Source organism: Flavobacterium sp. FlaQc-52 (assembly GCF_044007495.1).
GTDB classification, from domain to species: domain Bacteria; phylum Bacteroidota; class Bacteroidia; order Flavobacteriales; family Flavobacteriaceae; genus Flavobacterium; species Flavobacterium cupriresistens.
The window spans coordinates 1-21398 of record NZ_JBIPCV010000010.1; the positions used below are offsets into that span (position 1 = coordinate 1).

At 33.9% G+C, this 21398-nt stretch carries 16 protein-coding genes and 1 pseudogene; 3 read left to right on the forward strand and 14 right to left on the reverse strand.

Annotated elements, in window-relative coordinates; all coding sequences use genetic code 11:
• From ACHRV5_RS16655 to ACHRV5_RS16680, 6 genes and pseudogenes are all read right to left on the reverse strand, one after another.
• Positions 1-1006 (reverse strand): annotated as a pseudogene (locus tag ACHRV5_RS16655) (hypothetical protein); the annotation flags it as partial.
• 126 nt (positions 1007-1132) lie between these two features.
• Complete coding sequence (locus tag ACHRV5_RS16660) at positions 1133-2314, reverse strand: hypothetical protein (protein ID WP_395427486.1); 1182 nt, start codon at positions 2312-2314, stop codon at positions 1133-1135.
• A gap of 1105 nt (positions 2315-3419) precedes the next feature.
• A complete protein-coding gene (locus ACHRV5_RS16665; protein ID WP_230002238.1) occupies positions 3420-4124 on the reverse strand; it encodes a LytTR family DNA-binding domain-containing protein in 705 nt (234 codons plus the stop codon).
• Positions 4117-5973, reverse strand: a complete 1857-nt coding sequence (locus ACHRV5_RS16670) for a histidine kinase (RefSeq protein WP_395427487.1) — start codon at positions 5971-5973, stop codon at positions 4117-4119. Before ACHRV5_RS16670 ends, ACHRV5_RS16665 begins: the two co-directional genes overlap by 8 nt.
• Before the next feature lie 299 nt (positions 5974-6272).
• Complete coding sequence (locus ACHRV5_RS16675; protein ID WP_395427609.1) at positions 6273-7196, reverse strand: type IX secretion system membrane protein PorP/SprF; 924 nt, start codon at positions 7194-7196, stop codon at positions 6273-6275.
• A gap of 1506 nt (positions 7197-8702) precedes the next feature.
• On the reverse strand, positions 8703-10010 hold the full coding sequence (locus ACHRV5_RS16680; RefSeq protein WP_395427488.1) for a gliding motility-associated C-terminal domain-containing protein: 1308 nt from the start codon (positions 10008-10010) through the stop codon (positions 8703-8705).
• 762 nt (positions 10011-10772) lie between these two features.
• On the opposite strand from ACHRV5_RS16680, the gene ACHRV5_RS16685 reads away from it, so the two are divergent.
• Positions 10773-11369 (forward strand): hypothetical protein, encoded by a 597-nt coding sequence (locus tag ACHRV5_RS16685; protein WP_395427489.1) that lies wholly within the window; start codon positions 10773-10775, stop codon positions 11367-11369.
• A gap of 172 nt (positions 11370-11541) precedes the next feature.
• Positions 11542-12528 carry a hypothetical protein gene (locus ACHRV5_RS16690; RefSeq protein WP_395427490.1) on the forward strand — a complete coding sequence of 329 codons (987 nt, stop codon included), beginning with the start codon at positions 11542-11544 and terminating at the stop codon, positions 12526-12528.
• A gap of 187 nt (positions 12529-12715) precedes the next feature.
• Here ACHRV5_RS16690 and ACHRV5_RS16695 read toward each other — a convergent pair whose 3' ends face one another.
• The 7 genes from ACHRV5_RS16695 to ACHRV5_RS16725 all read right to left on the reverse strand — a co-directional run bounded on the left by ACHRV5_RS16695 (position 12716) and on the right by ACHRV5_RS16725 (position 19279).
• The gene (locus ACHRV5_RS16695) at positions 12716-13150 is read right to left on the reverse strand and encodes an META domain-containing protein (protein WP_395427491.1); all 435 of its coding nucleotides are present in this window, start codon (positions 13148-13150) and stop codon (positions 12716-12718) included.
• Between the two features lie 1233 nt (positions 13151-14383).
• The gene (locus ACHRV5_RS16700) at positions 14384-16357 is read right to left on the reverse strand and encodes a protein-disulfide reductase DsbD family protein (protein WP_395427492.1); all 1974 of its coding nucleotides are present in this window, start codon (positions 16355-16357) and stop codon (positions 14384-14386) included.
• A 175-nt stretch (positions 16358-16532) separates the two neighbouring features.
• Entirely contained in the window at positions 16533-17339 is an 807-nt protein-coding gene (locus tag ACHRV5_RS16705; RefSeq protein ID WP_047777331.1) for a hypothetical protein, read from the reverse strand.
• A gap of 2 nt (positions 17340-17341) precedes the next feature.
• Entirely contained in the window at positions 17342-17866 is a 525-nt protein-coding gene (locus ACHRV5_RS16710; RefSeq protein WP_395427493.1) for a heavy-metal-associated domain-containing protein, read from the reverse strand.
• 1 nt (position 17867) lies between these two features.
• A complete protein-coding gene (locus ACHRV5_RS16715; protein WP_395427494.1) occupies positions 17868-18353 on the reverse strand; it encodes a TlpA family protein disulfide reductase in 486 nt (161 codons plus the stop codon).
• 29 nt (positions 18354-18382) lie between these two features.
• Positions 18383-18751, reverse strand: coding sequence for a heavy-metal-associated domain-containing protein (locus ACHRV5_RS16720; protein ID WP_395427495.1), 369 nt, complete (start codon positions 18749-18751; stop codon positions 18383-18385).
• Positions 18752-18904: 153 nt separating this feature from the next.
• On the reverse strand, positions 18905-19279 hold the full coding sequence (locus ACHRV5_RS16725; RefSeq protein ID WP_395427496.1) for a hypothetical protein: 375 nt from the start codon (positions 19277-19279) through the stop codon (positions 18905-18907).
• Between the two features lie 524 nt (positions 19280-19803).
• Here ACHRV5_RS16725 and ACHRV5_RS16730 point away from each other — a divergent pair.
• Entirely contained in the window at positions 19804-20358 is a 555-nt protein-coding gene (locus ACHRV5_RS16730) for a phage tail protein (protein WP_395427497.1), read from the forward strand.
• Positions 20359-20367: 9 nt separating this feature from the next.
• Here ACHRV5_RS16730 and ACHRV5_RS16735 read toward each other — a convergent pair whose 3' ends face one another.
• On the reverse strand, positions 20368-21378 hold the full coding sequence (locus ACHRV5_RS16735) for a hypothetical protein (protein WP_395427498.1): 1011 nt from the start codon (positions 21376-21378) through the stop codon (positions 20368-20370).
• Positions 21379-21398: the final 20 nt, after the last annotated feature.

A 21398-nucleotide genomic window follows, 5' to 3' on the forward strand; every position in this document is an offset into this window, starting at 1 on the left:
TTGGATGAACTGCTTTTGTTTCTAATGTTCCAGCTTTAGTTTCTGCAGCATTAGCCAACTGAACTTTACCCGCTTTCGATTCTGTTGAAGCAACAACACTAGGAGAATCCGCTGAACCTAATAAATCACCTGCTAATTGAATCTTTCCTTTTACTAAAGTTGTTGCATCGGGTGTCGCATTACTCACTGCTGTACTTACAAAAGCTGTTGTGGCTATAGAAGTGTCATTATCAGCTGCTGCTGCTGTCTCTGCTTTTGCGTCTCCTGTAAATTTTGGATCCGCTATAGGTGCTTTTAGATCTAATGCTTCTTTCAAACCTTTTGGATGAACTGCTTTTGTATCTAATGTTCCAGCTTTAGTTTCTGCAGCATTAGCCAACTGAACTTTACCCGCTTTCGATTCTGTTGAAGCAACAACACTAGGAGAATCCGCTGAACCTAATAAATCACCCGCTAATTGAATCTTTCCTTTTACTAAAGTTGTTGCGTCGGGTGTCGCATTACTCACTGCTGTACTTACAAAAGCTGTTGTGGCTATAGAAGTGTCATTATCAGCTGCTGCTGCTGTCTCTGCTTTTGCATCTCCTGTAAATGTTGGGTCTGCTATAGGTGCTTTCGTATCGACATATTGTTTAGTAGCTGCACCTAAATTCGCAGTCGGATCTGCTGATAAGGTCAACAATCCTGTCATGGTAGCTCCGGAAAGCGGTATATATTGACCACTGGCCGAAGTACTGTACCAAGCTGTTCCATTCCATACTTCCAACGTATTTGTTGTAGTATTATAAATAATCAAACCAACGGCACGCGAAACAATAGCATCTCGCTGAATCGTTGTCATTCGTGGAGCTAAAAAACCCTTTGATGTTGATTCTAATTCCAAAACAGCGCTTGGACTCAATGTAAAAGGATTATCTCCAATCTTTTGGACTATCTGACTGCTAACAGACTCCGTAGCCAAGGCAAGTAATACTACACTTCCTATTTTTAATAAATTTTTATTCATAATAAAATATTTTTTAATTTTTTTTTCTAAAATGATTTAGGATTCTGATCGGTTTACACCTAAAAAATCAAATCATTTTTTATTTATTTTGTCAATTCAATTTGAGTCATTTAAATTATGTGAGTACTACCACTCTCCCACATTCCAAACCCCATTATTAGCCCATACAATTACTGATTTAGGATAGTTTATGGTTGTGAAAAATTGGTTAGAAGTATATTTAATTGGGGTACTAAAAGTTAAAGTTGTACCTTGATCTACTTTGTAAATCACCATTCTTTTGCCATTATTGCTCACGGGATCAGGTAATGTTATGGTTACATCTCCGACACATGATAAAAATTCATCTGTACTCATAGCTGTATAATTGGCCGTTACATCTTTCAATACGGGAAGGCCCGCTTTTTTATCTAATTCTACTTTCAAACCTGCGGGATGAACTGCTCTTGTGTCTACTATTCCTGCTGTAGTTTCAGCAACCGTAGCCAACTGAACTTTACCCGCTCTCGATTCTGTTGAAGCAACAACACTAGGTGAATCTGCTGTACCCGATAAGTCACCTGCAAGTTGTATTTTCCCCATAATCAAGTTCGTAGCTTCTGGGAGTAATGTTCCATCAGCCCCAGCAGGTCCCTGGTCTCCTTGAATTCCTTGTATACCCTGTAAACCAGTATCTCCTTTTTCTCCTTGAATTCCTTGTATACCCTGTAAGCCAGTATCTCCTTTTTCTCCCTGAATTCCTTGTATACCCTGTAAACCAGTATCTCCTTTTTCTCCCTGAATTCCTTGTATACCCTGTATTCCAGTATCTCCTTTTTCTCCCTTTAACCCATTTTGTAATGGAATCCAGTTTTTAGGATTTGATCCCGGTTCTAAAACATAAAAAATTTTGGTTGTAGTATCCAAATAGAAGTTTGTTCCTGCAGGGATACTCACTCCCGGAGTACCCGGAGCTCCAGCAGCACCTGCAAGGTCATTTGAGCGTGATAAACTATTTAGTTCATCAGAAATTACGATCCTATTCCATTTATTATTAAACCAGTAATAGTATCCTGGCATAACATCTAAAATACTTGAAGTATTAAAAACTAAAAGGCTTTCAACATTCCCATTATCAATAGTTTTAATATCTGTTGTACCAGTAAGGGAAATTCTAGGAATTAACATCCCTTTATTTACACCCTTAGCAGTTGTAACATCTAATTGAGCTGATGGATTTGGGACAAGAGTTCCAATTCCCACCTGAGCATAACTAACATAACCCCCTATTAGAAACAATGAGAAGAAACTAAGTACATCTTTTTTCATATTTAAATCAATTTATTTCTATGCAAATAAAAAAAAGTACAACTATTATTAGCCAATATGTTTTATTAGTGCGTAAATCGAATTGATATTTGATATATCTAGTTTTACTTTCAAAACATTATTGCGGGATATCCGTAATAGTAATTTTATCTACTAATGTTTTATTATTTGCATTTTGCAGTCATACAAAATATATTTAAACAGAAAAAAGAGCTAATTGCATCTGTACAGAACGTGGAGAAACATTTATTTTCCTAAAAAAAACAGCTTCCTTATTCTTTTACTACCTACAAACCAGCAACTTGAATAAATCACAAAAGTGTTGGGTATTATTTAGAGAAGTAGGAAACAACAAATAGTATGTTATCTTAAATAATAAAAAAATCCAACTTTACAGTTAAATCTTTATTTCTATAAAACAATCCTATTTCAATAAAAAGAAGTCCATTAGGGTGAGAGGATATGGAGAAGTATAAAAACAAAAAGAGTGAAAATTTTAAAATTTTCACTCTTTTTGTTCTTCTGTAATAACTTTAGAACGCATTTACGTCAAACTATTACAGACAAAAAACTAAAAACCGAACCTCATTATTGATCAATTAATTTATAGCTTCTTCTAAATTTAGGCTACGATTTTTTATCTCTGCAGACTAGTGATGACCCAAACATTCGTGCAAGATAAAAAAGCGTTTAAGAGAATACAATTAATTCAAGCTGCTGGTTCATTATTCTTTTTCAATCTGTTACTATTTGAATAGTCTCCTGCTTTTGCTCAATAGCATGAAGTTAAGTTATTTTTCACGCAGATGCTGCGGATTTTTTTTATTTCAATCCACTAAAATCTGTGTGAGACTTTTTTTAAAAATCCTATAACTTGTTTCATTTCACAGATAAGAGAAATAGCAACTTGAATTAATTATTTTAGCACAACAACAGTTTGGAATCAAATTAAAATAAAGAAATGCTTTTTTACAGAAGTTCCCATCTCTATGAACCGGTTTTTGATTACTCGCATCAAAACCGACTTCTTTAATGGCTCTTGAATATTTCAATTTTGCATCAACTAAATCAAAAGATGTTCTTTAGATTGCAGCAATTAAACACTTCATTTCTTAAACAAAGATCTCTTTCTTACAGATACCGGTACTTCATCGCCATTACTCATCACTACATGGGCTAATTTCTTCGATATTATTTTATTTTTGGCCACTAAGTGTGAATTGTGAACTCTTATAAAGTCATATTCACTCAATAGATCTTCATAATACTTCATGTTTTTTGACACCAAAATTATTTTATTTTTCAAAATAAACTTGGTATAAGCTGTATCTGCTTCCAACCTGATAATATCTTCAATATCAACATAAAAAGTTTCAGACAAAACATTAAGAGTCAAACGAGGGACTTCCTTTTTTCTGTTGCTTAAAAAATACTCAATCTGAGCCCGATTGTTAATTCTCTCTTTTGCTTTTACTATTGCTTTTGCAAGATCATCAGGATCAACCGGTTTAAGAATATAATCAATCGCACTAAACTTAAAAGCTTTTACTGCATGATTATTATAAGCGGTAATAAAAATGATTGAAAAATTTATTTGCGGGATTTTTGATAACAATTCAAAACAATCTCCATCAGCCAACTGAATATCCAGAAAAACAATATCTACACTCGTATCTTTCAAGAAAACAAGACTTTCGAATATACTGGAAATCTTAGCGCAAATCTTAAACTCTGGCTCTAAAATAAATAACATCTTTTCAAGGGCTGAAGCCGCAGCTACCTCATCTTCAATAATTAATACTTTATACATACTTTATTGTGTATTTAAATTCAATTTTAGTTCCTTCAAAATCCGGTCTGGACACAACCGTAAAACTTTTCAAATCTTGGCTATTGTGCAGAAAGAGCCTGGCTCTAAAAACTTCTGTGGAATGTAACTTATCGTCTTCAACCACCTTATAGCCAACCCCGTTATCCGAAATACAAAAACCAATTCTTTTCTCTGAAATGTTAAATATCTTTATCTTTAGAATCCCTAATTCTTCAATTCCTTTAAAACCAATTTCTATAGCATTTTCTACAAAAGGTTGCAACATTAAAGGCGGAACTAAAATAGTCTCAATCTCGACATCTTCATATTCTATAAAACAATCAAAACTTTCCCCAAACCTCATTTTTTGGACTGATATATAATTTTTTAACGCCCCCAAATCTTCCTCTAACGTAATATACTCTTTTTGCGTAAAATCAAAGTTCTGTCTTATAAGCTTCGCAAATTTTGCTACGTGGGAAGCTGATACTAATATATCGGAATCCATCATTGAGTTCTGAATCGCAACAAGGGCATTAAATATAAAGTGAGGATTCATCTGTGATCTCAATACTTTCTGCTCCAACTGCAGCGCAGTTTGTTGTTGTCTTACAATATTTTTACGATAAAAGCCGTACAAAATAAGCCCTATCAGCAACATGATTACAAATACTATAATACGTTCACTCTGGAATACCTCTTGTTCTAGCTGGTTCTTGTCATTCAATAACTTAATATCCTCACTCTGATGTTTAATCCTCGCTTGCTCCGTAGTCCTGTCCACAAGATCTTTTTTTTCTAAAAATCGCACACTCTTAAACTCTTTTAATTCTAGTTTTTGATAATATAAGGCACTATCCAGCATCATTTTCTTTTCGTAACATTCAGAGAGAATTCTATACAAGCTTTCTTGATCGTTTAAAAAATAACTATTACTTGAATAGTAACCTAAAGATTTTTTACCATAATAGAGAGCACTGTCTATCATTATTTTTCTTTCAAAAACTAATGCCATTTTTTTATTTATACTGGCCTCGAGACTCTTCAAATCGATATACGGGACATACCCCTTTGAGACATACTTTAATGACGTCTTTAAGCAAAAATAAGCACTATCATAATTTTTCAAATCAATATATACAGAAGCCATGTTATTATAAGTTGAACTGTGCAGACTAAAATTTTTATTCAACTTATCGTTTTTAATAGATAATCTAAAATATTTCAGCGCTTCTTTAGGAATTTTCTGTTTTCTTAATATAATTCCATATTGATTGAAGATTCTTGATAAATTGATTTTATAGTTGATTTTTTTAGAATGCTCAATAGTTTTCTTTAAAAACACTTTTGCTTTTTCAAAAGATTCTAAACTGTTATAGTATCTTACTGTCTGAAAATAACTATCAGACAGTACTGTCGAATAGGGGGCGTGCTCTTCAAGTTGCAGATTATTTTGAAGGATAATTTCCAATGCTTTTACAATTTTATCGCGATCAAAATAATATTCAGCATTAATACTATTAACAATACCCTTTTCCGGATAACACTTATCATTGTTACAAATGACAAGCGCTTTTCTCATTTCCATTTCGGCCAAAACATCTAAGTTTCTTGATGCCATAAACTCAGCCGATTTTGCGTAAATAACTTGCGATATCTTTGGGAAATCTATGTTTTTATCTTTAAGTATATCTAACTGATTTTTACACCATGAATATCGGTTGGTTTGGTATCCATAAATTACACTATCTATTGCATCAAAATCCAAATCTGACTGACTATATGCTTTAGGTGCTAAAAATAGAGTTATAAAAAAAAGAAGAAAAACTAATCTATTTCCAATCATCATTTAAAATATTATAATTTTGATAAAAAATACCTCTTAAAGATATTACTTTATTTACTAGTAAGTTGCTTGTAACTAGAATTTTATTAAACAGACCGTACTACAATTTCAATTCTCTTCTTCAACTTATACTTCTTCTCACTACAAAAAACCTCATGTCTACAATTTGCAACATTATAAATACTTGAGTTGCTAAATTCTTATATATCTTGAAATATCCTCTATCAACAAGTTTTTATACATCTCAACAGTATCAATAAACCCATCTGCTTTTTATACAATTTAAGCTTAACCTACAAAAATTAAAAGAAACGGGGTTCAAGGTTTTTGGAGCTTCCACTCTTGAAAATTTTAAATCCAACAAATAACTCATGTGATCCTGAATTATAATTAGTCAACTTAGTTACTTCAGTATCATAAGAATATCCAATAAAAAGATTGTTTGTTACCTGAAATCCGCAGAGTGCACTAAAAGAAGATCCGACTCGGTATGAAATCCCGGCATTAAATTTCTCTGCATAAAGAAAATTAGCTGAAATGTCTGCTTGCAAGGGAGCTCCTTCAATGTTTTTAATCATAAAAGTAGGTTTAAATTTCAGATTATAGTCCAGATCAAAAACATACCCACCAATAAGATAGGTTTGAAACTTTCTATGAACAACGGAATAATTTTCTTCATTATATCGTTTCGTCATAATCATCTGCGGCACTGAGAGCCCTACATAAAATCTGCTTGAATAGGCATAAACACCGGCACCCACATTAGGTGAAAGTTGATTTTCTACATTACTGGCAAAAACCGGATCTAAGTCGTTATAAATTTTCAGCTTTGTAAAATCAACATTTAATACATTTAAAGAAGTTTTAATACCAAAAGCAAGTTTAAAATTATCAATATCCAAACCATACGATAAATCTAATGCCAGGTTATTTTCCTGCATTGGTCCAATATTATCATTGAATAAGGAAACCCCTACTCCCATTTTTTTGTACATGGGTGCATTCATCGATATCGACGCTGTTTTCGGCGCTCCGTCCAAACCTATCCATTGTGAACGATAGCTTCCTGTAATATTTGTACAATTATCACTTCCTGCATACGCTGGATTGAAATATGTGGTAGTGTACATATATTGCGAATACTGGGGATCCATCTGCCCTAACATACTAAAATTAATACTTAGTAAAAAAAGTAGTAGAAAAAAGACATTTTTTCCTATTGTAATTTTTTTCATAAATTCTCTGTGCGATACTATTAATATCTTACGAAGAAAATTCAAAAAAACACACTCGATCACTACAAGTTAATAATCGATATGTTCTAACTTATAATTGTGCTAATAATCAAACGGAGTGTAATTAAAATACCCTAATTTGCTCTTTAATTGACAAAGGAAATTGCAAAATGAAAATTATAAATTAATGATCCAATCTTTTAATTCTATCTAACTCTTTTTAAGTTACTGGCAAAGAGGGGCTTTTTTTTTGCCACGAATTACACTAATTTTCGCTAATTATTTTTTGCCACAGATTAAGAGGATTTGCACAGATTATTTAATTCTTTTTAAAATTACTGACAAAGAGGAGCCTTTTTTTGCCACGAATTACACTAATTTCCGCGAATTGTTTCTATGCTGTTGGGGATTAAACCATCCTAAGCCTTCAATCTTCAGCAATGTTTCTCCGTCAATAATTTTAAAACTTGATTCGTGTAATTCGTGACAAAATGATGAAAAACAAGAAATACAAACGACTTACTCATCACTAACTCTTTTTTAAAAATTACGGATAAACATTAAATTTATATTTCCGGCTTTTTGGATTATTTTCCTTTTTTGCTTTCACGTAGATTCAGTAGATTTTCTCCTTGCTTCCTTCTAGAATCTTTCACCCGAAGGATAGCGAACATGTGAAGCAAATCTACGTGCTGTTCTCTTTGATATTTTACTGTTTTAACATTGCGCACAACTTAGCAACTCTTTGTAGGGTTCAAAATGAACTTTCCTGCAATCTGTGCTAGAATAAAAAATAGCCACGGATTTTTAAGATTAAAAAGGGTTTTCTTTTTCTTTTTAAACTAAAGCTATTTGTTATTATTTTTACTGCTCCACAACTTTTAGATTTGATCTTTTAACTAATAAAACTAAATCTTAAAAGTGATGCCAAATTAATTCAGTACTAAACGCTAAAATCGTGGATCAAGACATATTGTTGTGGAGGAACAAATATCTTGTAGTTCTGTAATTTCGAATCAAGTTAAAAAGTTGTGAAATAATTTTTAGAAATTTCTTTGTTAGAAGTAGCAGATCATATACTTTTTGGCCAGAGCTTTTTAAGTACCTAACTTTCTAACTTCTCGCTTTGACGATCTCGCAAAGACGCCAAGTCGCTAAGTTTTTTCCTGTTTTTAAGTTCCACCTTTCTGTTTCCTACTTTCTCGCTTTGGATTTCTACAAATAGTATAGAGTCTCAAAATTTTTTTCTGTTTTTTCATTAAAACTTTGCGATTTTGCGACTCTGCGAGATTTTTACTTCCCCACAACTTTAGGACTTGATCCAAAATCTTATGCTAACAAGCTTTTAGTACTGAATAAGATACTATTAGAAAAAACAAAAGACCAAATCCAAAAGTTGTTGGGAAGCAACTTTTAGACTTGATCTGTTTTTTCATTTACTATATCATCATATGTAAATGAAATTCAATGATTTTATATGTATAAAAAATAATACACTTACTCACTAAGATACAAATACCCTGATTTTGTATTTAATCTTTTATCAGCTCCGGTTCCGTATTCAATGGTATAGAAATAAGTGCCCGCCGGAAGCTTACCTGTTCCGACTTTTATTCCTTTACCAGCCATGAATCCATCGAAAACATTTCCTGTAGAATCATAATTGTTTGTTTTAAAAACTCTGGCTCCCCATCTATTATAAATCTCAACGGTATTATTAGGATAGTTTTCAATATTTTCAATTTTGAAATAATCATTTACTCCATCATTATTAGGTGAAACGGCATTATATGTCTTTAAATCTGATCCTGCCCCTGCCGTATCCTCCCTTTTTATCTTTGCCAAAGTAAAGATTCCTTTAGCATCGTTTTTAGTGACAGCTGTCACGACCTTACTCTGCAGATCGGAAACACTGTTAATGACTATCCATTTTTTGCTTTGCGGATTCCATTTTACAATTCCAATTTTTTTAGGATCTGAAATTATTTCGGACTGCGACATATCTTCAGACCAACTTAGTGAAATAAAAATATCAGCCTTATCGTTCTTATCTTTATCAATAACCCAATATTCATTATCAGCAATTAATTCTACCAAATCCTCTTTTGCGGAATGTGGGTACAATGCATCTGAATTCAAATTATAATATATTACATTTAAAATATTTACATCATCCAGACCTGATATAATATAACGCCTGTAACTTTTATTAGTTCCAATTGGAAATGTAAAATCCGATTTACCCATCTTATATACATCTCCATCAACAAAACTTAAATCTGAAGCCAAGCTATTTACTGCATCAAAACCAAAAGTTATAGCCCCTCCAAAATCTCTATTGTTCAAAATCCCTTTTTCAAACAGAGCCATTCCATCTATAGAAATATTACCACTTAGATTAAAACTGGCATTTGAACGATTAGTATTCAAAAATTGAACATTTTTAAATTGAGATTCCACAGTCCCTTCGATGTTTTGTATTTCTGAACCCGTAAATCTGGTGTAACCGTTTTGTTTGTCATTGAAAGACACTACGCCATTATTACGAAAATTTTGTTTAAAAGAAACATCGCCATCATTCTGAAAACGCCCATTTACAGAATTTATAAAATCTCCATATACAGAAACTATAGTATTCTCTTTTATTGAGACAATCCCATTATTTAAGACCTCATTATTTTGGCCAAAACAAATCACAACTTGTAAAAAGAAAGCGGTTAGATATAATTTCATATTATTACTAAATTTATTTATTTCAATTCCCCATAAATGGTCTTTTTGCAATCTTAAATCCTCTTTTTTCATATTAAATATCTAATTTCAAAACAAATAAACCACCAAACGGACAATCAAACAAAAGGGATTAATAATCAAAACGATTCGTTTTATAATCGTGAAAATTTTAAGTAAGCAGAATTAATTCGAATGAAAACAAAATTAGCTTTAAATCAAAAAACAAGATGGAACAAGTACTATTCATAAGACCCGCTACCTAGTTATTGGTCAGGAATCTGCCCGCAAATGACATCCCCAAACGTCATAAAACAGACAGATAACCTGAAACAATATTTAAAAGAATAAAAATTGAAATTCACCATCTTATTCTAATGAAACAAAAAACATCGTTTAATTACCTTAACAAGTTTAATCCATCCAAAACAGAAACTTTTCATCGGCTTCATTATGGCAATCCGGTCTAATTCCAGTATTCCATAAAAGATATTTATCTTACCTTTTAACGAAATCCGTGCAAACCTACAATAGCATAAACTAAAACCTTTTAATTAATCAACATCTGATCGATTACAATTTATATTTGAAACAAAACCTTTCTAAATACTACATTTTATTCGAGCAAAATTGCATACGACATACTACTATCTCTTTAAATTACAGAAACAATTTTTCAGAAAATTTTGCCTCTAAATTCGTTGGACATCCTTATTTTTTTTTGATTTTTGATCTTCAGTAAATACAATAAATCCCTTAATTAAGTGTTTATACAAATAGGTATTAAAGTGTTTCACTTTATGCTTATTATGTTTTATTTGTTAATATTTACAAGAGATGAAAAGTATATTGTTTTTAATTATATTGGTTGGTGTATCCTTACAGGGATATGCGCAGGATGAAATGAATAATAAATTCAAACCAATCCCTGCAAAAGAATCGGAAAAAAAAGAAGTTATTCCTCCGAAAGAAATTTCAACAAAGATTGCGCCGCCTGCTATTGTGGAAAAACCGGATCCATTGAAAATTGATCCTACAGAACTTTTTAAAGATCCCAATTTATACAAAAAAGAAGCTAATATTGAAGGGATTTTTTACAGAAGAAATCAATATTTAGGAGGTTTTAAGACCAAATCCTTTACTTCTACAATTCGTTACCGAGATGCTGCTTATGTGGATGGTGATAAGATAAAAATATATCTGAATGATAAGATCGTTGAACCGGAAGTTAGTCTTGATGGAACGTTTAAAGAATTTAAAATAAAACTCACAGCAGGCATTAATAAAATCGATTTTGAAGCTCTAAATGAGGGCTTTGCTTCTCCGAATACTGCTCAATTTGAGGTATATGATGACAAAGGTACCGTTATTAATGCAAGTGAATGGAATGTGGGTACGGGTTATAAAGCCACTATTATTTTATTTAAAGAGTAAAAGATTGTTACCGAAATAACCACCAGTAAAAAAGACACCAATGAACGAAACTGTCTGATTTTGATTATTTTATGACTTTGTATTTGGCAAATGCATAAAAACGGGTAGTTCTACGCTCTTGTAGGATTATACATTGCATTAAGTTTGTTACTTAATCCTAAATAACAATACCATGCAAGACAATCAAAATTCACCCATTCCAGCAGGATGGGTTGGCGGGTTCCCACCGGCAGGTTCACCAATGTTATATCCAACCCGAGATCTTTCCTCTTTACCTATGTTGGGTAATATGGACAATATTAACTTTCTTCAGCGTCAGCTTGGCGTAAGATGGCCCGAGTTTAGTTGGGAGACAGAGAAAGACAGTCCTATTAATACGAAACGATGCTATCAGCAATTTGCTCCCTATATCTCGAGAGCCGGTTATACCGATGAAGGAAGGGTATATTCCGTTATCTGTCCACAACAAGGAGTTTGGATCAAAGATGAGATTTGTATCAATGTCGAAGTTACTGTTACCGGACAAAGAGGCTGGGTTAATGAAGTAACAAAAGAGATCGCAATAGACATGACAGTGGAAGGCAAAATTTGGTTAACACGAGATAAAAAAAAGGGAGGCATATTTAATGACATTTGGGCCTTTATGGAATATGGTCCTTTTAAATTTCCGTTAGATAAAGAGCACGCGATCCGAGTTACAACTCACAAACAAAATGATCCCACTCAACCCATTTTTGAGGTGATACACGGATTAAATCCTGAATTTGAAAATCCACCGTTTGCACTACACGAAGCTGAGGCATTTGCAACGGCCTTTCTTGCAGTAGAAATTGGTGCTATCAAAGAGACAAAAAGCTCCCTTGTGGATGGCTTTAATCATTTAATAATGAATATTTTTAATCTGGGTTCAGGAAATATGCTTCAGCCCGGAAACACCTTATCATGGAATCTGTGGTTTACAGAACCTGCTCTGGTAAATAAGGAAGAGTGGAAAAATCATGCTAATTTCTGGAGAGATTCTATTGATATTCACCATCGTTCTCCTACCGGAAATGGCACTGATGCCCGGTATTTTGATGGCAGCACATTCAACCCTGAACAAAATGCGATAGATGAAATAGTTCAGGATATTATTGATTATGTTAAAAAACATATTTAGATACTTATTCTGATGGAAAGTTAAATTCCAATCTTTTAAATTCCAAATTCCAATTTTTGGAACTTGAAATTCCAGAGACAAAACGTACTTGATTTTAAATACGTACAAATATTAAACCCCAATGTACTAAATGTATATTGGGGTTTATTTATATTTGCGCTTCTGCTTTTAGAATCTGTTGTAGTGCTTATTTGGCTACTTTTTTAAATCGCATCATCGGGACATCACCTTCATTTAAATTTAATTTTCCCTCTTTATCAATCGTATAACTTGTGATTTTATTTATTTGTTGCAGGAACTGTTGCTCTCCTCCACCATCACAAAACATCATTGTTGTTGGTCCGGCCTCTCCAAAAGAAAGTTTTTTTCCGTCTAAAGTATAGGAAGCACTGTAGCCGTTACAACCATTATTTCCATACACTCTGGTTTCTTTCTGATCAAAAGTAAGTTGTGGTTTTTTGTTTGGAAATAATCCGTCAAAAGCGATTCTTGGACCTGAAATATACTCTAACTCCCAAGTTGTATCATAAATGTTGGCGGTGCTTTTTGTTTCTTTTGAGGCTTTGCAGGAACTAAAGAATACCGTTGAAATTGCAACGATCGCGATTACATAATTTTTCATAAATGTGATTGTTTTTTAATTAATGATTTTAATTTTTAATGATTGGAATTACTTTAGCAATATTCGTGCCTGATTGCGTTTACAAATGTTTTTTTGTTTCAGGTTTCAAGTTTCAGGTTTTACTTCAGCACGAATAGTGAAAACTGAGATTATTAAACCATATAAGTCATATGAGAAAATATAAGTTGGGCTTAAATGACTTACATCACTTATATGGTTTTTGTTTCAGGTTTCAGGTTAATGGTTACTGTTTTCAGGGTTATCACAATTCTGTTATTTCGGGCGAAGTCGAGAAATCACATAAAGTGTTAAGTTTCTATTTTTCATGATTTTGTCATACTGAGGAACGAAGTATCTTCGCAAGTAATTCCGTAAAGTGAAGTTCAACAGTATCGATTCAGCAAACGTAGATCCTTCGTTCCTGAGGATGACAAACTGTACGGAGTTTCTAGTGTGATTTCTCGACTTCGCTCGAAATGACAGACCACAACGCATAATTTACTGGTTTCAGGTTTCAAGTTTCAGGTTTTATTTCAACACGAATAGTGAAAACTGAGATTATTAAACCATATAAGTCATATGAGAAAATATAAGTTGGGCTTAAATGACTTACATCGCTTATATGGTTTTTGTTTCAGGGTTCAAGTTACTGGTTACTGGTTTCAGGGTTATCACAATTCTGTCATTTCGAGCGAAGTCGAGAAATCACACTAGGTGCTCCGTTTCTATTTTCCACAATTTTGTCATACTGAGGAACGAAGTATCTTCGCAAGTAATTCCGTAAAGTGAAGTTCAACAGTATCAATTCAGCAAACGTAGATCCTTCGTTCCTCAGGATGACAAACTGTACGGAGTTTCTATTTTCCATGATTTTGTCTTACTGAGGAACGAAGTATCTTCGCAAGTAATTCCGTAAAGTGAAGTTCAACAGTATCGATTCAGCAAACGTAGATCCTTCGTTCCTCAGGATGACAAACTGTACGGAGTTTCTTGTGTGATTTCTCGACTTCGCTCGAAATGACAAACTACAACGTATATTTTACTGGTTTCATGTTTCATGTTTCATGTTTCAAGTTTCAAGTTTCAAGTTCTGCATCAACAAGAATAGCGAAAACTGAGATTATTAAACCATATAAGTCATATGAGAAAATATAAGTTGGGCTTAAATGACTTACATTACTTATATGGTTTAAAAACTTTGCCCCTTTGTACCTGAGAACCTCTATACCTTACCTACTTTTTAAACTGCTGAATACCGGATTGCAACCATTCTTCATATTCAGTGACGTCTGGCATATATCCGACAGCTTTGTTCAAACTGTTCTCCTTCGTATCTAAAATAAGATAATACGGTTGTGCATTGGCTTTGTATCTTGTAATCTGGAAGTCACTCCATTTATTACCGATTGATTTTATCGTTTTTCCTGTTTCTTTGGAGACGTATTGCTCACTTTCGGGTAGTTCTCTTTTATCATCAACATAGAGTGATATTAATACAACTTCATTGTTTAAAATCGACAATATTTTGGGATCGGACCAAACGTAATCTTCCATTTTTCGGCAGTTTACACAAGCAAATCCTGTAAAGTCTAAAAGAATAGGTTTGTTAACCGATTTCGCATAGGCTAATCCTTTTTCATAATCTGTAAAAGCCATAATATCATGCGGGCCTTTGTGTGCGCCATCGGGCAATACTGTCGTAGAAATAGTGTTTCCCCCTTTGGCACCTCCCACTCCATATGGGGATTCACTGTAAGTCATTGGTGGCGGGAAACCGCTGATTAATTTTAATGGTGCTCCCCATAAACCCGGAATCAGATAAATCGTAAAACTCAGTACAATTAACCCTACAGACAAACGTCCTACAGAAATAGAAGAAGTCGGTGAATCGTGAGGCAGTGTAATTTTCCCGAACAGATACAAGGCCAATGTACCAAATATGGCAATCCAGACTGCTAAGAATATTTCACGCTCAAACCAATGCAATTGCAAAACCAAATCGGCATTGGATAAAAATTTAAATGCCAGCGCCAATTCTAAAAAGCCTAAAAATACTTTCACGGTGTTCAACCAGCCTCCCGATTTGGGTAATGTGTTTAACCAGCCCGGAAATAAAGCAAATAGCATAAAAGGCAATGCCAATGCGGAAGAAAAACCCAACATTCCAACAATTGGAGCAATACCGCCTTTAGATGCTGCTTCTACCAACAAAGTTCCGATAATGGGGCCTGTACAGGAAAACGACACTATAGCCAAAGCGAGTGCCATAAAAAGTATGCCTATAATACCGCCTCTGTCTGCCTGCTGATCGACTTTATTGGCCCAGGAATTGGGCAACATTATTTCGAAAGCACCTAGAAAAGAACTGGCAAACACCACTAACAGTACAAAGAAAACAACATTAAACCATACGTTGGTAGACAAAGCATTTAAAGCATCAGCACCGAAAATAAGTGTAATCACTGAGCCTAAGAAAACATAAATCAGGATAATGGACAATCCATATATAACGGCATTTTTAATCCCTTTGGCTCTGTTTTTACTTTGTTTGGTAAAGAAACTCACCGTCATTGGAATCATAGGAAATACGCAGGGTGTCAACAGTGCCGCGAATCCGGATAAAAAGGCAATAAAGAAAATAGTCCCTAAACCTGTTTCTGAATCTGAATTGTCCTTTTCTGTTACAAGAGGAACTTTCGAATCTGTTTTTATCGTTTTTTGAGTGTTAATTGCCGAGGCTTCGATTTCTTTCGCTTCTAATGTTTTTAAGTTAAACTCAAAGTATTTGGTCTCGCTTATGCAGTTTTCCTTACACACCTGATGGGCTAACTCGAGCTGAATAATTTCATTCTCTGGATTCGTATTTTTAATCAATTGTGTGAAAGCAACTTTGTTTGAAAAGAAAATTTCATCAACTCCAAAAATGTCGTTAAATTTTCTTTCTGTTTCACTTTCGGTCGCTTTTCCAATTACCTCATAGTTTCCATCTTTTTTATGAAAGATCAGTTCTGCCGGCAGAGGTCCACCATCTGGGGTAAACTGTGAATAAACATGCCAACCGGTTTCAATGGTTCCGTTGACGGTAATCAAAAAATCAGCATCGGATTTCTTTTCTATTTTTGGCGTCCATTTTACGGGATTTAAAATTTGCGCCTGCCCATTTACAAAAGCAAACAGCAGGAGCACTACATATAGTATTTTTTTCATGGTTTCAATTTAAGCAGAACGAGTTGTTCCGGTTATCGTTTTGTTTTCGATCCTTTCTTTAATCTGCATAACAACTCTTTCGATGGCAACGGTGCTGCCATCGAAAAATAGTTGTCTGCTCCTTTTTATTGGTTTAAAAAAAACTTTTAAGGATTACATTTTATAAAGAAATTGTTTACTTGGTAACATTAAAAAAGGTGTACTCTAATTTCAAAAAGAAACCATCGGATGTGATACGGTTCATCGAGCTGTACAGTTCTTTCCTGTAAGCCAAATCAATTCTCGCCTGACTATTGATGATAAACTGAATTGAAGGCACTACATCCATAAACGACTTACCATCGGCAGTGATCGTCTGGCCAACAAACTCTAACATCGTGTTAATGTTCGTTTGTTTATAGCTGGTGTATTTTTTGGGATGCATTAATCGTCCAACTGAAAAAGTGTAATTTATAGCACTCTTGCCTTGACTGTCCGGAAAGTTGTAGTTATTGTTATCAAAAGCCTGTCCGTAACTTACTGTTGAACTTAGCGCTACTTTTTTAATTAATTGAGTGGCAACCAAACCGGCTTCATAACCCGTATTCATCCCCATCAAATCAATAGCTTCACTGCTAACTGGAGCATTGTTCCAGCTGTATCGTCCAAAAGCAGCCATTCTAAAATGACTTTGAAGATCATCTACAGAGAAAAAACGGTATTTGGCATAAACCCCTCCCCCTTTGTACTCCAATCCACTGTTCATATTATTTAAATAAGCAGAGGCTCGTACCATTAAATTTTTGTTAACTCCCCAGGTAACTTCAGGCGATAAAGCATAAATGTTACCGCCGTCGAATTGGTTCTTCATCAAGGACTGTCCTACGCGGGCTGAAATAGAACCCGCCGGAGCATTACTCGCGGGTTCAGTTACAACAAATAATTCCTGTGCCTTACTATTAAATGAAACAAGCAACAAAAATAGGATTGATAATTGTCTCATTATTATATGGTTTTTAAATGATAATCGTTTTCATTTTCAACAGCATAACTTGGTTGATTTGAATACGTTTTACTTAATTTTTTGTATGCTTTCTGTGTTACAAAACCTTTGTCAATGACCTGATAGGCAGTTTCATTACCTGAAACCGGGTTTTTAGAATCAATAAACACAAAAGTGCCATCGGCTATTTTAAGCGTATTGTTTTCCAGTTTTTGCGGATCCACTTTCATCGTCAACACCATAGAGCCAACAAAAAAGCCTGCTTTCTCGACTGCATTTTTAAGTACTTTAGGTTGTAATGCTACGTCTTTTTTAAAATAGACCGTAAACGTATTGGTGTTTAAATCGGTGCTGATACTGTCTACTTCCGTCATTGCTTTTAATTGCTTATTTATGGCGTTAGAACACATTGAACAAGTTAATCCTGTTGCAATTATTTCAGCTTTAGAAATTTGAGCGTATGATTGTATGCTGCCAAGCATTACTAAAAGTGCAATGGCAAGAGATTTTATAGATAAGGTTTTCATATTATTTGTTTTTTTTGATTTGTGCAATAATCTGAGCTTCTGTAGGATCGATCGCGATCAATTTTCCGGATGCATCAAAAAGATAAGTCGATGGTAGCGCCTCTACTCCAAAAAGTACTGCGGTTTTCGCATCAAAACCTTTTGGGTCAATTAACTGCTGATGTTTCATTTTGTCTTTTGCTATGGCTTTCAACCATTTGTCTTTATCAGTATCAATTGAGATTCCAACGATTTCAAAATTTTGACCTTTATACTTATCGTACATTTTGACCAAATTTTTATTCGCTAATCGACAAGGTGCACACCAGGAGGCCCAGAAGTCAACCAAAACTGTTTTTCCTTTAAAAGAATTTAGTTTTACAGCTGTATTTTTATCATTTTGAAGTTGAATATTAGGAAGGTTATCCCCAACTTTTATCTGTGCATTTGCTAATGAAAAACTTAAAATCATTAGGAACGCTATGGTTATATTTTTTATTTTAAACATAAAAATTTAATTTAGAGTGAATGGTATTACTACTGTTTATGACATTGAGCTTTCTTCGGAGTTTCTCTGTCGTATTGGCAACATCCGTGAAGGTTGTCATAAGCGGTAGTTGTAGCCGTGAATTTTTCGTTATCATATCCTGCATCGGCTACGCGTTTTAGGATCTCCTCTAAATTGGTTTTCTTAGGGTCGTAAGTAACTACAGCAGTCTTTGTGTCTTTATTCCAGTTTAATACTGCTGATTTGGTATTTGCTGCGTTTTCGATGGTCTTTTTGCACATGGCACAGTTTCCATTAATTTTTACAGTTTCAGTTACTTTATTTTTACTTTGTGCGTTGACAGTTGCCACTGATAACAATAGTATTATTGCTACCAATACTTTATATATTGATTTCATGTTTTTTTAATTTTTGAATGAATTTATCCGACGGGTACAACAGAAACTATAGCAGATACAGCTATGTTCTGAAACTAATACGGATTTAATAAATGATTTTGTTGCCTGAACAGGCTTAAATTTGACGCACTTACGGCTGTCAAAGAAGAAAATCTAGCTTATTTTAGGAGGAAGCCAGATAGAACGGAAATCAGAAGAAATAAACACTTCTGAATAAAAATAAGTTTGTCTGCGATCTGAAAAATCAAAAAGAGCGTCGTTCGCTTCCTGAAAAACAACCATTGGGCTAAAACCACAATACATTACAGGACAACCACAAGAAACTCCAGAACAACTGCTATCACAATCGTGTTTGGTTTCTTTAGACTTCTTTTCTTTACAACAAGATTTTTCTGAAGATTCTTTTTTACAGCATGACATTTCTTTCTTACTACTATTATGTGCAAAAGATTGCATTGGACCTAAAAAGAGTCCAAGAATAAGTAGAAGTAATATGTAGCTGTTTTTCGGCATTTCGGATACAAACATACAATTATATTGAGTATCGAGTTGTTAAGTTTTTTGTAAAAAAAATCAAGAAGACTATAGTTAGCCTCAGAAAAACAGCAGCCTTTTTCCTAAACAACTGAATGTTAAGACCACATGAAGAAATTGCCTTTTCATAAAAGAGTATTTTTTTCGCAGTTTAACACTTTGTACAGCTAAAGAATAAGTTTACAGCTATGAATTTGAAATCAAAACTAAACAATTAAATATCAATGAGTTAAAAATCATTGCCAATACCTTCAAATTTAGCACTGTATTCACTCCTATTTTCATTCAAAAAAAGCTAATAAATTTTACTTAATGGGCTCCCGAAAGCCATTCAAAAGCGTTAACAAAAAAATAACAAAGTCAGATTAAACTCATTATTAAGCGATTAACTTCAACACAAAGCTATTTAAGGGCAAAATCTACTACAAAAACAGGTATTTCTACCTGCCCTTGTGAGTAGGCAATAAAGTAGCTTTGTTGTATCAAAACTATTATAAATTAACTTAATCTATTTTATTATGGAAGAATACATTGGAATTGTAAAGCTTTTTGCGGGAAATTTTGCGCCAAGAGGATGGGCCTTATGTAATGGACAAATAATGTCAATTGCTCAGAATTCGGCATTATTTTCAATTTTAGGTACTACTTACGGAGGTAATGGTCAAACTACATTCGCCTTGCCTAACCTGCAAGGTAACGTAGCTATTGGTGCTGGAAACAGCCCGAGCGGAAGTTATGTTCAAGGACAAACAGCAGGTACTACAACAACGAGCATTCTAACAAGTAACCTTCCAACACACGTTCACTCAGGTGTAGGAACTATTTCTGTAAGTAGTGCTAACGCTACCGATTCTACACCGGTAGCCGGTGCTTCTATTGCTGTACCGGGATCGATTCTATCACGCGTATTTACACCAACGTTAGGATTTGCAACATCAACACCAACTGTTAATTTGGCAAGTTCTATCACTACCGGTGCAACTGGAAGTAACATTCCAATCTCAATAATGCAGCCTTATTTGGCATTGACGTACATCATTTGTCTTGAAGGTATTTTCCCTTCCAGAAATTAAAAGATAAGATTATTTTTTTAAGCTATATGACCATTGTGGTATTTCACTAAAATCATATACCAATTGAATTTTTGAATAATCTCTGAGATTATACATCGATACTAAACAATAAGGATTTGTAATAAAAGACTCTGCCGTTCTTAACGTAATGTCTTCAAATATCTTTAATTCAGTAAAAATGGCAATATCAGGATGATTACTAAAATTTTCAGGCAGATCATAAAAAGAACTTTCCAATTTTGAATTGTGATTTTCTCTGCCGCAATGTTCTTTGTTTATTGTAAATAATCTATCAACAAATACATTATCAGGATAGGGCTGCATTTCTTTGTAGCCCTTTATTCCATCTATAGTGTATTTAAGGTAAGGCTCATAATCAAAAAAGGTATAGGCCAGATCAATACTTATTTCTTCGGGAATTAATATAGCATCAGAAGCTAATTGTCTGGTAATATTTCTCATGATCGCGACCTGCGGTTCACGCGTAAGCGCATAATGCATGGTTTCGGATATGGCAAGATCTATAGTAAAATCAACTGGTTTTGTATACGTAATAGCATTAGTTTCAACTAAATGAATATTATACTCTTCAAGACCAATGAAAGAAACAAGTTGCTGTACAGACGCTATTGACTCTATATTAATATCGAGTAAAAGAGCATTAATTTTCTCTTTATTGAATAACGGAAGTAACGGTAAAATTAGTGTCGCATACGGACCACATCCGGCATATAGTACATTAATACTTCTTTCGGGAAAATCTATACTTAATTTAGTTAAAGCCTTATAAATACCTTTTATAAAAAAAACTGTACGCAAACTGTCATCAACGCAATCTGCAGCTTCAGAACTAGATAAAGCAATACCGCCTTTTACGAAGGTCTCATTGCTCTCAGAAATAGAAAGCAGGGTCACTTTTTTATAAAAACCTGAAAGCTCTCCGGCACATCGTATATGCTCATCAATAGTATTTGATGCAATGATAGATTCCGCAATAAATGTAAGTTCCTGTTTGTACATATTTTACAACCTTAATATAT